At 43.8% G+C, this 14,972-nt stretch carries 14 protein-coding genes and 1 other annotated feature; all 14 genes read left to right on the plus strand.

What is annotated here, in order from left to right:
- The first annotated feature begins 140 nt into the window (after positions 1-140).
- The 14 genes from LG307_RS00560 to rlmB all read left to right on the plus strand — a co-directional run bounded on the left by LG307_RS00560 (position 141) and on the right by rlmB (position 14,970).
- Positions 141-602, plus strand: coding sequence for a CtsR family transcriptional regulator (locus LG307_RS00560; protein ID WP_404446883.1), 462 nt, complete (start codon positions 141-143; stop codon positions 600-602).
- Positions 603-613: 11 nt separating this feature from the next.
- The gene (locus LG307_RS00565) at positions 614-1,162 is read left to right on the plus strand and encodes a UvrB/UvrC motif-containing protein (protein ID WP_404446886.1); all 549 of its coding nucleotides are present in this window, start codon (positions 614-616) and stop codon (positions 1,160-1,162) included.
- Positions 1,163-2,227: a protein arginine kinase gene (locus tag LG307_RS00570; RefSeq protein ID WP_404446889.1), complete on the plus strand. Its 1,065-nt coding sequence runs from the start codon at positions 1,163-1,165 to the stop codon at positions 2,225-2,227.
- 22 nt (positions 2,228-2,249) lie between these two features.
- Positions 2,250-4,688, plus strand: coding sequence for an ATP-dependent protease ATP-binding subunit ClpC (gene clpC, locus LG307_RS00575; RefSeq protein ID WP_404446892.1), 2,439 nt, complete (start codon positions 2,250-2,252; stop codon positions 4,686-4,688).
- Between the two features lie 197 nt (positions 4,689-4,885).
- Positions 4,886-6,262 carry a DNA repair protein RadA gene (gene radA / locus LG307_RS00580; protein ID WP_404446894.1) on the plus strand — a complete coding sequence of 459 codons (1,377 nt, stop codon included), beginning with the start codon at positions 4,886-4,888 and terminating at the stop codon, positions 6,260-6,262.
- A gap of 2 nt (positions 6,263-6,264) precedes the next feature.
- Positions 6,265-7,338, plus strand: a complete 1,074-nt coding sequence (gene disA / locus LG307_RS00585; RefSeq protein WP_404446897.1) for a DNA integrity scanning diadenylate cyclase DisA — start codon at positions 6,265-6,267, stop codon at positions 7,336-7,338.
- Positions 7,339-7,446: 108 nt separating this feature from the next.
- On the plus strand, positions 7,447-8,538 hold the full coding sequence (locus LG307_RS00590; RefSeq protein WP_404446899.1) for a PIN/TRAM domain-containing protein: 1,092 nt from the start codon (positions 7,447-7,449) through the stop codon (positions 8,536-8,538).
- Between the two features lie 93 nt (positions 8,539-8,631).
- Positions 8,632-9,309 (plus strand): 2-C-methyl-D-erythritol 4-phosphate cytidylyltransferase, encoded by a 678-nt coding sequence (gene ispD, locus LG307_RS00595; protein ID WP_404446902.1) that lies wholly within the window; start codon positions 8,632-8,634, stop codon positions 9,307-9,309.
- A 28-nt stretch (positions 9,310-9,337) separates the two neighbouring features.
- On the plus strand, positions 9,338-9,814 hold the full coding sequence (gene ispF, locus LG307_RS00600; RefSeq protein WP_404446905.1) for a 2-C-methyl-D-erythritol 2,4-cyclodiphosphate synthase: 477 nt from the start codon (positions 9,338-9,340) through the stop codon (positions 9,812-9,814).
- A 91-nt stretch (positions 9,815-9,905) separates the two neighbouring features.
- Positions 9,906-11,357 carry a glutamate--tRNA ligase gene (gene gltX / locus LG307_RS00605; protein WP_404446908.1) on the plus strand — a complete coding sequence of 484 codons (1,452 nt, stop codon included), beginning with the start codon at positions 9,906-9,908 and terminating at the stop codon, positions 11,355-11,357.
- A 94-nt stretch (positions 11,358-11,451) separates the two neighbouring features.
- Positions 11,452-11,693, plus strand: a binding site (T-box leader).
- 65 nt (positions 11,694-11,758) lie between these two features.
- A complete protein-coding gene (gene cysE / locus LG307_RS00610) occupies positions 11,759-12,424 on the plus strand; it encodes a serine O-acetyltransferase (RefSeq protein ID WP_404446911.1) in 666 nt (221 codons plus the stop codon).
- Complete coding sequence (cysS, locus tag LG307_RS00615) at positions 12,405-13,805, plus strand: cysteine--tRNA ligase (RefSeq protein WP_404446914.1); 1,401 nt, start codon at positions 12,405-12,407, stop codon at positions 13,803-13,805. Before cysE ends, cysS begins: the two co-directional genes overlap by 20 nt.
- 8 nt (positions 13,806-13,813) lie before the next feature.
- A complete protein-coding gene (locus LG307_RS00620; protein WP_404446917.1) occupies positions 13,814-14,224 on the plus strand; it encodes a Mini-ribonuclease 3 in 411 nt (136 codons plus the stop codon).
- A 2-nt stretch (positions 14,225-14,226) separates the two neighbouring features.
- A complete protein-coding gene (rlmB, locus tag LG307_RS00625; RefSeq protein WP_404446920.1) occupies positions 14,227-14,970 on the plus strand; it encodes a 23S rRNA (guanosine(2251)-2'-O)-methyltransferase RlmB in 744 nt (247 codons plus the stop codon).
- Positions 14,971-14,972 lie beyond the last annotated feature (2 nt).

Below are 14,972 nucleotides of genomic sequence, written 5' to 3' on the forward strand. Positions count from 1 at the left end.
ACCCTACATAAATGGACGCACGAAAACCCAAACCAAACAGAATGACAGTTTTTAGCGAAGGTTATCTATTGAATTTTTTCATAAGGTCTTATATATTTTACTTATAGTCAAAGATAGTCAAGGTCAGATGGGAGGATAGCATGAGAAACATATCTGATGTCATTGAGCAATACTTGAAACAGGTGTTGGAGGGGAGCAGGGAGAATTCTGCAGAGATAAAACGCAGTGAGATTGCAGATAAGTTTGAATGTGTGCCCTCTCAGATTAATTATGTGATTAATACTAGATTTACGATTGAACGTGGATATTTGGTGGAGAGCAAGCGCGGAGGCGGCGGTTATATCAGGATTATCAAAATCAAGCCGCACGACCATTTGCATTTGATCGACCAGCTTATAGAACTAATAGGTGTGAGAGTTTCCCAAGCTAGTGCGGAGGATGTTATCTTTCGTTTAGTGGAAGAGAAGGTGATTTCCGCTAGGGAGGCGAAGATAATGGTTAGTGTCATGGACCGCTCTGTCTTATATTTGGGCTTGCCTGAAAGAGATGAATTGCGGGCAAGGATGTTAACGGCCATGCTGACTACACTGAAGTATAGGTAGGGGGGATAAAGATGGTATGCCAAGAATGTAATGAGCGACCAGCTGCTTTGCATTTTACTAAAATTATAAATGGTGAGAAATCAGAGATTCATATATGTGAGCAATGTGCACAAGAAAAAGGTAGTATGTCGATGTTTACAGGGGGTTCAGGTTTTTCCATTAACAACCTGATTGCCGGATTGTTGAATACGGAACAGGCGATTCAAAGCCCACAGCAGGAAGATCTTGAGCCGAGGAAGATACTGCAGTGTGAGCGTTGTAAGATGACGTTTCCGCAGTTTACGAAGGTTGGCCGGTTTGGGTGTTCGGAGTGTTATCATACTTTTTCCGACAAAATGCAGCCCATTTTGAAAAGATTGCACAGTGGGAATACCTTGCATGCAGGAAAGATTCCGAAAAGAATTGGTGGGAGTATGCATGTTAGGAAAGAAATTGATTCGCTGAGAGAGGAATTACAGGAGCTTATTTTACAGGAAGAATTCGAGAGTGCGGCGAATACTAGAGATAGAATTAGAGAATTGGAAAGGCAACTGAGTGAAAAAAGAGAGGGGGAGCAGTAGATGTCTCTTGAACACTTTTTGAATAATGCGGTGAGTTCTTGGATGAAGCAGGAGGGGCCGGACTCAGATATTGTTCTTAGCAGTAGAGTTAGGCTTGCTAGAAATTTAGAAAAGCTCCAGTTTCCGACTGTGGCGAGCAATGAGGAAGCCAAGCAGATAGTGGATATCATGAAACAGCATTTTGGCGAAAAGAAGTTTCAGGATCTCGGGGAGCTAGAGTTTCTTTTAATGGAGGAATTGAATGCCTTAGAGAAGCGAGTACTGGTAGAAAAGCACTTGATCAGTCCACAACTGGCGGAGGATTCGGCATTTGGAGCATGTTTGTTATCACCGAATGAAGAAGTGAGCATTATGATAAATGAGGAGGATCATATCAGGATTCAATGCTTGTTTCCCGGACTGCAGCTAAATGAAGCGTTGCAGGTGGCCAATTCATTGGATGATTGGATAGAAGAAAAGATTGATTATGCGTTTGATGAAAAACGAGGATACTTAACGAGCTGCCCGACCAATGTGGGAACGGGGCTACGAGCTTCGGTCATGATGCATTTGCCGGCATTGGTGCTGACACAGCAGATGAACAGAATTGTTCCGGCAATTAACCAATTGGGATTAGTTGTTAGAGGAATTTATGGAGAAGGCAGCGAAGCTTTAGGGAACATCTTTCAAATTTCCAACCAAATGACACTCGGCAAGTCCGAAGAGGATATTGTCCAGGATCTTATGGGTGTGGTGCAACAACTTATTTCTCAAGAGCGCTCTGCCAGGGAAGCATTAGTCAAAACTTCGAACATACAATTAGAAGATAGGGTATTTCGCTCATATGGATTGTTGGCACACAGTCGTGTCATGGAGACGAAAGAGGCGGCAAATTGTTTGTCAAATGTGCGGCTTGGTATAGACTTAGGCTATATCACCGACATTTCGAGATCAATTTTGAATGAATTAATGATATTGACTCAACCTGGCTTCTTGCAACAATATGCAGGAGGACCATTAAAGCCTAATGAAAGAGATGTTCGCAGGGCTAGCTTGATTCGGGAAAGAATGCGATTAAATAGATAAATTATTCGGGAGGCGAATGGATATGATGTTTGGTCGATTTACAGAAAGAGCGCAAAAAGTATTGGCATTGGCACAGGAAGAGGCATTACGCCTAAGCCATAATAATATTGGAACAGAGCATATCCTGCTCGGACTGGTTAGAGAAGGTGAAGGGATTGCTGCGAAAGCGCTGATTGCCCTTGGCTTGGGACCTGAAAAGATTCAAAAAGAAGTAGAAAATCTGATTGGAAGAGGTCAGGACAGTGGTCAGGCAATCCCCCACTATACACCTAGAGCGAAGAAGGTAATTGAGCTTTCCATGGACGAAGCGCGTAAACTTGGTCATTCCTACGTAGGAACAGAGCATGTATTGCTTGGTTTGATCCGCGAGGGGGAAGGCGTTGCGGCACGAGTGTTGAACAACTTGGGAGTAAGCTTGAACAAGGCGCGCCAGCAAGTGTTGCAGCTCCTTGGAAGCAACGAGTCTTCCGGAGGACATCAAGGCGGTACATCTAATAATGTGAACACGCCTACACTTGATAGCTTGGCAAGAGACTTGACAGCGGTCGCACGTGAGGGAAGCCTGGATCCTGTTATCGGACGAAGCAAGGAGATTCAGCGTGTGATTGAGGTGCTTAGCCGCAGAACGAAAAATAACCCGGTATTAATCGGGGAGCCCGGTGTAGGTAAAACAGCCATAGCAGAAGGACTTGCACAACAAATCGTGAGCAATGAAGTACCGGAAATTCTTCGGGATAAGCGTGTTATGACTCTCGACATGGGTACGGTTGTTGCAGGTACCAAATACCGCGGGGAGTTTGAGGACCGCTTGAAAAAGGTGATGGATGAAATTCGCCAAGCTGGTAACATCATTCTTTTCATTGATGAGCTTCATACTTTAATTGGTGCAGGTGGAGCAGAGGGTGCCATTGACGCATCCAACATCTTAAAGCCTTCCTTGGCACGCGGGGAATTACAATGTATCGGTGCAACCACACTAGATGAGTACCGTAAATATATCGAAAAGGATGCAGCACTTGAGCGCCGCTTCCAGCCAATCACAGTGGATGAGCCGACAGCCGCGGAATCCATTCAGATTTTAACTGGACTTCGCGACCGTTATGAAGCGCATCATCGTGTATCCATTACAGATGAGGCGATTGAGCAGGCGGTTAAACTTTCCGATCGTTACATTTCCGACCGCTTCCTGCCGGATAAAGCGATCGACTTAATAGATGAAGCAGGATCAAAAGTACGGCTTCGTTCCTTCACCACTCCTCCTAACTTGAAGGAGTTAGAAGTGAAATTGGAGTCTGTTCGAAATGAAAAGGATGCTGCTGTGCAGAGCCAAGAATTTGAAAAGGCTGCATCTTTAAGAGATACAGAGCAGCGTCTTCGTGAACAATTAGAAGAAACGAAAAAAACCTGGAAAGAAAAGCAGGGACAAGAGAATTCTGAGGTGACAGTGGAAGATATTGCAATGGTAGTATCAAGCTGGACGGGAATTCCGGTATCAAAGCTTGCACAAACAGAAACAGATAAACTGTTAAACATGGAATCTTTACTGCACTCCCGTGTCATTGGGCAGGATGAAGCGGTTAAGGCAGTATCGAAAGCGGTTCGCCGTGCACGTGCCGGCTTGAAAGATCCAAAGCGTCCGATCGGTTCCTTCATATTCCTTGGGCCTACTGGTGTGGGTAAAACCGAGCTTGCGAGAGCGTTGGCAGAATCTATCTTCGGTGATGAGGATGCGATGATTCGTATTGATATGTCTGAGTACATGGAGAAGCATTCGACTTCCCGTCTTGTTGGTTCTCCTCCTGGATATGTGGGATATGATGAAGGCGGCCAGCTGACGGAAAAAGTTCGTCGCAAACCGTATTCTGTCATCCTGTTAGACGAAATTGAAAAGGCACATCCTGATGTGTTCAATATTTTATTACAAGTGCTAGAGGACGGCCGCCTGACAGATTCGAAGGGTCGCACGGTAGACTTCCGTAACACGCTTGTTATTATGACATCCAATGTTGGTGCGGACGCCTTGAAGCGCAATAAATATGTCGGCTTTAATGTTCAAGATGAGAACCAGAATTATAAAGACATGAAAGGAAAAGTGATGGATGAGCTGAAAAAGGCGTTCCGTCCAGAGTTCCTGAACCGTGTCGATGAAATGATTGTGTTCCACTCCTTAGAGAAGACGCATTTGAAAGAAATCGTAACCTTGCTATCTGAGCAGTTAACGAAGCGCCTGAAAGAGCAGGATATCGATCTAGAACTGACAGAAGCAGCAAAAGAGAAGATTTCAGAAGAAGGCTACGATCCGGAATATGGTGCAAGACCGTTGCGCCGTGCCATCCAAAAGCATGTGGAAGATAAACTTTCAGAAGAGCTGTTAAAAGGAAATATCGAGAAAGGCAAGAAAATTTCGTTGGATGTAGTTGACGGAGAATTTGTTGTTCGCGATGTGGAAATAGTGAAATAATGTTGCTGGTCGTTTGCATGACTGAATAGAAGTGGAGGTGAGCTCTTATCATAAGGGCTTTCCTCCTTTCTTGTATTTTCCAATGGTTTAGATTAGCGTAATTTGAGTGAAATAAGGTATCATAAAAGAAGGAAAACAATGGTATTTTCATAAAACTCTATTCATAAAGATATTGTTAATATAGAGAGGATTTTTGGATGGCAAAGCGTAAGACAAAGTTTATGTGTAAGGAATGCGGGTATGAGTCACCTAAGTGGATGGGAAAATGTCCTGGGTGCAACGCATGGAATACGATGGTGGAAGAACTAGAAGAGTCCAGGACGCCAAGGCGCGGAGGCTTTACGACATCGTCCTCCACACTCGCTAGAAAAGCAGAATCTATTACGAAAGTGGAAAACATAAAGCAATCAAGGATCTATACAGATATGGAAGAGTGCAATAGAGTGCTTGGAGGCGGATTGGTTCAAGGGTCACTTGTACTGATTGGGGGAGACCCAGGCATCGGGAAGTCTACTTTATTGCTGCAGGTGTGTTGTCAATTGGCATTGAAAAAACATCGTGTCCTTTACATATCCGGGGAAGAATCTGTTCAGCAGACAAAGCTGCGGGCAGATCGTTTAGGCGTACAGGCAGAAGAGTTGTATGTTTTGTCAGAAACGGACTTTGAGCTTGTTGCAAAAGCGGTGGATGATGTCCAGCCTACTTTGCTTGTCGTCGACTCCATTCAAACCGTTTACCATCCTGCCGTTACTTCTGCTCCAGGAAGTGTGTCGCAGGTTAGAGAGTGTACGTCTGAGTTGATGAGGATCGCCAAGACAAAGAATATTGCCGTCTTCATCGTAGGACATGTTACCAAAGAAGGGTCCATTGCAGGCCCGCGTCTTTTGGAGCATATGGTGGACACTGTGTTGTATTTTGAAGGAGAAAGACACCATACGTATCGTATTTTGCGCTCGGTGAAAAATAGATTCGGTTCTACTAACGAAATTGGGATTTTTGAAATGAAGGAAGAGGGGTTGACGGAAGTAAAGAACCCGTCAGAAATCTTTTTAGAAGAACGGTCAAAGGGAGCTGCAGGTTCCACAGTTGTCGCGTCAATGGAAGGTACAAGGCCCGTATTGGTTGAAATTCAGGCATTGATCTCTCCAACAGGTTATGGAAATCCACGAAGAATGGCAACCGGAATCGACCATAACAGAGTTTCGCTCATTATGGCAGTACTCGAAAAAAGGGTCGGGTTGTTGCTTCAGAACCAGGATGCCTATTTAAAGGTGGCGGGTGGGGTAAAACTCGATGAACCAGCCATTGACCTCGCAGTAGCGGTCAGCATCGCTTCTAGCTTCCGGAACCAAACGTCTGAACCAACAGATGTGGTAATCGGCGAAGTGGGGCTGACAGGTGAGATCAGACGCGTATCCCGTATCGAACAACGTGTCCAGGAAGCGGCGAAGCTCGGATTCAAACGAGTGATTATACCCGCGAAAAACCTGGGAGGTTGGACCATTCCGAAAGAGGTCAATGTAATCGGTGTAAACACTATTGACCAGGCTCTTCAATATACTCTAGGGGGATAGAGATGGAAGATCAACGGCAGAAAGAAAAAATCATGGCAGATACATTACAGTTTATTGCACCCGGAACACCTATTCGGGAGGGAATCAATAATATTCTAAGATCCCAAACCGGCGGACTTGTAGTCGTGGGTTTCAATGATAAAGTGAAAGAAATGGTAGATGGTGGCTTTTCTATCAACTGCCATTTCAGCCCGGCATATATTTATGAGTTGGCTAAAATGGACGGTGCCATCATCCTGAATGAAAAAGGGACAAAAATAATTTATGCCAATGCACAATTAACTCCTAACTCTACCATCATTTCTACGGAAACAGGAATGAGGCACCGTACGGCAGAACGGGTGGCGAAGCAGACAGGCTGTCTTGTCGTAGCGATATCTCAGCGTCGTAATGTCATTACCTTATATAAAGGCGACTTCCGGTATGCGCTCCGGGATATTGGGGTTATTTTCACCAAAGCCAATCAAGCGATCCAAACGCTCGAAAAATATAAAACCGTCCTTGACCAAGGAATTACGAATCTTGGTGCCTTGGAATTTGAAGAACAGGTATCATTATCGGAACTTTTACAGGTGATACACCGTATAGAAATGGTACTGCGCATTAAAAACGAAATTCTCAGCTACATTAATGAGCTTGGAACGGAAGGCAGGCTAATCCGTCTGCAAATGACTGAACTCCTTGCCCATATTGAAGAAGAGGCAATTCTACTTATTAAGGATTATTGTGTAGATAAAGAAATGGATGCTTTTATGATTTTAAGCAGATTGCAGGAATTGGCAAATACCGATCTGTTGGACGATGCTGTTATTTTGAAGATGCTCGGATATTCAGGATTTATGAACCCTGATGAGATTGTCCTGCCAAGAGGCTATAGAGTTTTGCATAAGATTCCTAGACTTCCTCCGCTCGTCATTGAAAACCTTGTCTGCAGATTCTGGAATTTAAAGCATATTCTCCAGGCAACAGTGGAAGAATTAGACGATGTGGATGGGATCGGTGAGGTACGGGCCCGGAAAATTAAAGAAGGATTGAAACGGATCCATGACCAGTTGCAAATCGACCGTCAAATGTAAACCTGCCAAGTCAGGAATGTGACAAAATCCTTACAAAAGTAAATTAAAAGTTTTTTCGACGTTTTATTTAAAGGAAACTGTTTATAATGATTAAAGGGAGGTGAGGCAATGTTAAGGCGTACGGTTCAACTATTCTTTTTAATTCTTGGAGGAACATTGGGAATCTTTTTCATTCCCGAGTTGTTTTCCCTTTTGAATCTAGGGGATGTCCCTATTCTTTCGAAGCCTTATACTGTTGCGATTTTAGGAGCAATTATATTTTTCATCCTTACTTTTTGGTTAGTGGATTATGTTGTAGGATTCATTAAATGGATAGAGGAGTCTTTGGTGAAAGCGCCGGTTACCGATGTTTTATTTGGTAGTTTGGGACTAATTTTCGGACTGATTGTCGCGTATCTGGCTGTTATACCTTTAGAAAGAATCCCGTTTGTCAGCGCCATTTTCCCTATTTTCATTACCATTCTATTAGGATATCTTGGCTTTCAAGTAGGCTTTAAAAAACGAGATGAATTAGTGAGTTTATTTTCAATCTCCTCAAAATTCGGGAAGAAAAAATCAGTAGAAGATGACGAATTGGATTTATCCTCAAAAAAGCTTAAAATCTTGGATACAAGCGTTATTATCGATGGCAGAGTCGCAGATATTTGCCAAACCGGCTTTCTAGAAGGGACAATCGTCATACCGCGTTTTGTTCTAGAAGAGCTGCAGCATATCGCGGATTCTTCAGATGTATTAAAACGAAACCGTGGTCGACGCGGTTTGGATATTTTAAACAGAATCCAAAAAGAATTAGCGATAAAAGTAGAGATATATGAAGGTAATTTTGAAGATATCCAGGAAGTGGATTCGAAGCTTGTAAAGCTAGCAAAATTGACCTCTGGTGTAGTAGTCACCAACGACTTCAACCTAAATAAAGTATGCGAGCTTCAAGGTGTGGAAGTATTAAATATCAACGATCTTGCGAACGCGGTAAAACCTGTCGTTCTTCCAGGTGAAGAGCTGACGGTACAAGTGATCAAAGACGGCAAAGAACATAATCAAGGTGTGGCGTATCTTGATGACGGAACCATGATTGTCGTAGAAGAAGGCCGTGATTACATCGGCAAGCACATTCAGGTACTGGTCACAAGCGTGCTTCAAACATCTGCAGGCCGAATGATCTTTGCCAAGCCCAAACAACTAGAACGGGCAGCATTATAAAAAAATATAAGAACTACTTACCCTCTTAAGCGTTGCTTTAGAGGGTATAAGTTATTTGTACATAAAAACCACCACCCACGGGAGAGTAAAACAATGAACTATCAAGTAATCATCCTGGCAGCAGGACAGGGGAAGCGGATGAAGGCAGGAAAAAACAAACAGTTCATCGAGCTTGAGGGAAAACCGGTCATCATACATACCCTCTCCGTCTTTCAAGCAGATCCATGGTGCAACGAAATCAAACTAGTCATCAATGAAAAAGAAAAAGATATATTCAAAGAACTTTTACATCAATATCCGATACCAAAAATTAACGAAATGGTCATAGGTGGAGAAGAACGGCAGGATAGCGTGTATAATGGGCTTAACTCGCTTCAAACCTCAGAAATAGTATTAGTTCATGATGGTGCAAGGCCGTTCATTTCTCACGAAGTCATCCACAACCTGGTGGAAACTGCGACCAGTGAAGGAGCTGCAATAGTAGGGGTGCCTGTAAAAGATACCATCAAACGTGTAAGCAGGGATGGAGTGGTGGAAGAGACTGTGGAGCGCTCCAGCTTATGGTCTATCCAAACACCCCAAGCTTTTCGTTATCCTATCTTAAAAGAGGCGCACGAAAAAGCAAAAACAGAGAGCTATCTAGGAACCGACGAGGCCAGTCTTGTCGAACGGATCAATGTGCCGGTACACATTGTAGAAGGCGAGTACGAAAACTTCAAACTGACCACACCCGAGGATTTAATCCTTGCAAAAGCTTTTTTACAAAAATAATATACTAACATAATTGGAGAGGTGCACTATGTTTCGAATTGGACAAGGTTTTGACGTACATCAGTTTGCAGAAGGCAGACCACTAATAATCGGAGGCATTACCATCCCTTACGAAAAAGGGCTACTCGGACATTCCGATGCCGACGTACTACTACATACAATTTCCGACGCATGCTTAGGTGCTATCGGAGAAGGGGATATCGGAAAACACTTCCCCGACACAGACCCGGCATTCAAAAATGCGGACTCTGCTGTTTTAATGCAACAGGTATGGGCAATAGTAAAAGAAAAAGGCTATACCCTTGGAAACGTGGACTGCACCATCATTGCACAAAAGCCAAAGATGGCTCCGCATATTGAAACGATGCGTAAACGAATTGCCGAATTGCTAGAAGCGGATGTGGAACAAGTCAACGTGAAAGCCACTACCACCGAAAAACTAGGCTTCACAGGCAGAGAAGAAGGAATCGCCGCCCAAGCAGCCGTCCTATTACTAAAGAAATAGCTACGTGCTTCACAACTTTTATGTTAAAATAATGCTTAGTTTTAAAAACCGTCCGGGCCCGAAAGCCGACGGAAAATGGAGGTAACAACACATGACAGTTCGTGTACGATATGCCCCTAGTCCAACAGGGCACTTACATATAGGAAACGCAAGAACCGCACTATTCAACTATCTGTTTGCACGCAGCCAAAACGGAAAATTCATCATCCGTATTGAAGATACAGATAAAAAGCGTAATATCGCAGGCGGAGAAGAAAGTCAGCTCAAATACCTGAAATGGCTGGGAATGGATTGGGATGAAAGCGTCGATGTAGGCGGCGAATTTGGTCCATACCGCCAATCAGAACGTAATGACATCTACACTAAATTCTATAATGAGCTTTTAGAAAAAGACCTTGCCTATAAATGCTATTGTACAGAAGAGGAACTTGAGGCGGAGCGCGAGGAACAGATTGCCCGCGGGGAGAACCCTAATTACTCCGGCAAGCACAGCAACTTGACCGTTGAAGAACAAAAAGCCTTTGAAGATGAAGGAAGAGAGCCGAGTATTCGCTTTCGCGTACCAAAAGGGAAAGAAATCAAGTTCCATGACATGGTAAAAGGAGACGTATCCTTTGAGTCCGACGGCATGGGTGACTTTGTTATCGTGAAAAAGGACGGAACACCTACTTACAATTTTGCAGTAGCTGTTGACGATCACCTTATGCAAATTTCCCACGTCCTTCGTGGCGATGATCATATTTCGAATACCCCTAAACAAATCATGATTTTTGAAGCATTAGGCTGGGATGTTCCAACATTCGGTCACATGACATTGATTGTGAACGAAAGCCGCAAGAAATTAAGTAAGCGTGATGAGTCCATCATCCAGTTTATTGAGCAATATGAGGAGCTCGGCTATCTGCCAGAGGCCTTGTTCAACTTCATTGCCTTGCTTGGATGGTCTCCTGTCGGGGAAGAGGAAGTCTTCTCTAAGGAGCAATTCATTGAGATTTTTGATACAGCGCGTTTATCCAAATCACCAGCTGTATTTGATACAAACAAATTAACGTGGATGAATAACCAATACATCAAGACGATGGACCTTGACCGACTTGTGGACCTTTCTTTGCCGCACCTAGTTAAAGCAGGCCGACTTGAAGCATCCTTAACAGAGGACCAAAAGGTATGGGCAAAAGAACTTATCGGGCTTTACCAAGAGCAGATGAGTTTTGGAGCGGAGATTGTAGACCTGACAGAAATGTTCTTCCAAACGCATATCGACTACGATGAAGAAGCAAACGCTGTCCTAGCTGAAGAGCAGGTGCCAGAAGTGATGGCGGCCTTCCATAAAGAGTTGGAAACGATGGAAGACTTCTCTGTAGACAACATCAAAGCCGCAACCAAGGCTGTACAAAAAGCTACTGGTCACAAAGGGAAGAAGCTGTTCATGCCGATCCGTGTGGCAACAACAGGCCAAACACATGGCCGAGATCTGCCGCAAACGATCCATCTATTAGGAAAAGAAACAGTTTTAGCAAGATTGTCGAAGCTAATCGGTTAACATTTTCGGTAAAACATAATATGATAGAACTAACCTATTTTTAAACGAGATGAACCTATTTTAGGAATGCTGGTTTAATCAGCTCTCTATATATGAGTGAACGTTGAAGAGGAGAGTAGAAAAGGTACATCCTTTCCAGAGAGAATCGCCATGGCTGCAAGCGATTTATGTGATGACTTTTTTGAAATGCCCCTCGGAGTCTGTTGCTAAAAGGCCATAAAGCCGAGTAAGCTACAGCGGCAACCTCCCGTTACGAGGCTTAAGTGGGGATATGGGTCCTTATAAATAGCAACCCATATCCAAACAGAGTGGAACCGCGCCATAAGCGTCTCTGTGTCAATGACACGGAGGCGTTTTTATTTTTGTATAACATTTATGGGAAAAGAAAGGAGGTTCACTCCATGTTTCGCGCACTAAAGGAAGACATTGAAGTCGTATTTGAACAAGATCCCGCTGCAAGAAATTATTTCGAAGTAATCCTAACTTACTCTGGCCTTCATGCAGTATGGGCCCACCGGATTGCCCATGCCTTTTTTAAACGGAAAATGTTCTTCATTGCCAGAGTCATTTCCCAAGTGAGCCGGTTCTTCACCGGAATTGAAATCCATCCAGGAGCCAAAATAGGCCGCAGATTCTTTATTGATCACGGAATGGGAGTTGTCATTGGAGAAACCTGTGAAATTGGGAATAATGTTACTGTCTTCCAAGGAGTAACCCTCGGCGGTACCGGCAAAGAAAAAGGAAAACGGCACCCGACCATACTCGATAACGCATTAATCGCAACAGGTGCCAAAGTATTGGGTTCCATTACAATTGGTGAAAACTCGAAAGTTGGAGCGGGTTCGGTGGTATTAAAAGATGTACCTGCCAACTCCACGGTTGTCGGCATTCCAGGGAAAATCGTCATTCAGGATGGAGTGAAGGTAAAAAGGGATTTGAATCATCACGAAATGCCAGATCCGACAGGTGACAGATTTGTGGAATTGGAAAATCAAATTGCCCGTCTGCAAAATGAACTGCTACTTTTAAAAGAGAGGAAGAAAATAGATGACCATTCATCTTTTTAATACATTAACGCGCCAAAAGGAAAAGTTCGTCCCGCTTGAAGAGGGCAAGGTAAAGATGTATGTGTGCGGACCGACCGTATATAACTACATCCATATCGGAAATGCAAGGCCGCCAATCGTGTTCGATACAGTTAGAAGATACCTAGAATACCGTGGCTATGAGGTAAACTACGTTTCTAATTTCACCGATGTGGACGACAAGCTGATCAAGGCTGCCAAGGAATTGGGAGAAGATGTACCGACTATCGCAGAACGGTTTATAGCGGCGTACCATGAGGATGTCTCTGCATTAGGTTGCAAACAAGCAACTGTCCACCCGAGAGTGACTGAAAGCATGGATATCATCATTGAGTTCATCGAAGCCTTGATTGAAAAAGGATTTGCCTATGAATCTGGAGGAGATGTATATTACAGAACCCGAGAATTCAAAGAGTATGGAAAACTTTCACATCAGCCGATAGAAGACTTGCAGCTTGGAACCCGTATTGAAGTGGGAGATAAGAAACAAGATGCACTTGACTTTGTGCTTTGGAAAGCGGCAAAAGAGGGAGAAATCTATTGGGAGAGCCCATGGGGGAAAGGAAGACCAGGCTGGCATATCGAGTGCTCGGCAATGGCTCGCAAATACCTTGGGGACACCATCGATATCCATGCAGGTGGCCAGGATTTATCCTTCCCGCATCATGAAAATGAAATCGCCCAATCAGAGGCGCTCACAGGCAAGACTTTTGCTAAGTATTGGTTGCATAATGGGTATATTAATATTGATAACGAAAAGATGTCTAAGTCACTTGGGAACTTCGTGCTTGTGCATGACATCATCAAAAAGCATGATCCGCAATTATTGCGTTTCTTTATGCTTTCCGTCCATTACCGTCATCCAATCAACTATAACGAAGAGTTGCTACAAAGCACCAAAAACGGCCTCGACCGTATACGAACCGCTTACTCTAACTTAAAGCATCGTTTGGATAATACAGCAGACCTTGCAACAGATGATATGGAATGGCTCCAAAAGGTAGAGGAATTTAAAAGTGAGTTCATCAAAGTGATGGATGATGATTTTAATACAGCCAATGCAATTTCCGTATTGTTTGATATGGCAAAACAAGCCAACACTTACTTGAACGGGAAAAACACTTCTGAAAAAGTGTTACAGGCATTCATTGCTCAATTCGAAGAACTATTTTCCGTCATCGGTGTATCCCTTACTGCCGAGGAAGAACTTTTGGATGAGGAAATCGAAAGCCTAATCCAACAGCGGATTGATGCAAGGAAGAACCGTGATTTTGCAAGAGCGGATGAGATTCGTGACGAACTGAAGGCCAAAAATATCATCCTTGAAGATACGGCCCAGGGTACGCGATGGAAAAGAGGGTAATACCGGTAATGAGTAAAACAAAAGTAGATGCAAAGCAATTAAATAGTCTTGCGCTTGCCTATATGGGGGATGCGGTGTATGAAGGGTACATACGCCATCACCTCTTAAAATCCGGACAGATTCGTCCAAACCAGCTCCATCGTGCTGCAACCAACTATGTGTCTGCGAAATCGCAGGCACACCTGCTTCATCAGCTGATGGACCGTGAATTTTTTACGGAAGAAGAGCAAGGTGTCATCAGACGGGGGCGCAATGCGAAATCAGGGACTGTGCCGAAGAATACAGATGTGCAGACATACCGCTACTCCACCGCATTTGAAGCGCTGCTTGGCTATCATTATTTAAGTGAAGACATAGACCGCATGGAAGAAATCGTGTTTACCTGCATAGAACTGGTAGACAGCAAGAGAGGTGAATAGAGATGACAAAAGAATTCATTATGGGAAGAAACCCAGTGCTTGAAGCACTAAAATCAAATCGTGAAATTAACAAATTGTGGATTGCAGAAGGTGGGCAAAAAGGCTCTATTCAACAGGTAATCGCAATGGCGAAGGAAGCGAACGTCCTTGTCCAATTCGTCCCTAGGAAAAAAATCGACCAGATGGTAGAGGGAAATCATCAAGGAGTCGTCGCTTCGGTTGCTGCATATGATTATGCGGAGCTTGATGATTTATATAAGATTGCAGAACAACGAAACGAAGATCCATTCTTTCTAATACTGGATGAAATTGAAGATCCGCATAACCTTGGTTCCATCATGCGTACAGCAGACGCAGTCGGTGCACATGGCATTATCATCCCTAAGCGGAGAGCGGTAGGATTGACGGCTACTGTAGCCAAATCCTCCACAGGTGCCATTGAGTATATCCCTGTAGTGCGAGTAACCAATCTTGCCAGAACAGTGGACGAGTTGAAAGAAAAAGGACTTTGGATTTTTGGAACAGATGCAAAAGGAACGGTGGATTATACCAAAATGGACGGCTCCTTGCCGCTTGGGCTTATTATCGGCAGTGAAGGAAAAGGAATGGCCAGACTCCTAAAAGAAAAATGTGATTTCCTAGTATCCTTACCAATGGTGGGAAAAGTTACGTCTCTAAATGCATCTGTCGCAGCAAGTTTATTAATGTATGAGGTTTTCCGCAAAAGATTGTCGGCAGGAGAGTAAGA

It is taken from the genome of Sutcliffiella horikoshii, from assembly GCF_044809035.1.
In the GTDB taxonomy this organism is placed as follows: domain Bacteria; phylum Bacillota; class Bacilli; order Bacillales; family Bacillaceae_I; genus Sutcliffiella_A; species Sutcliffiella_A horikoshii_G.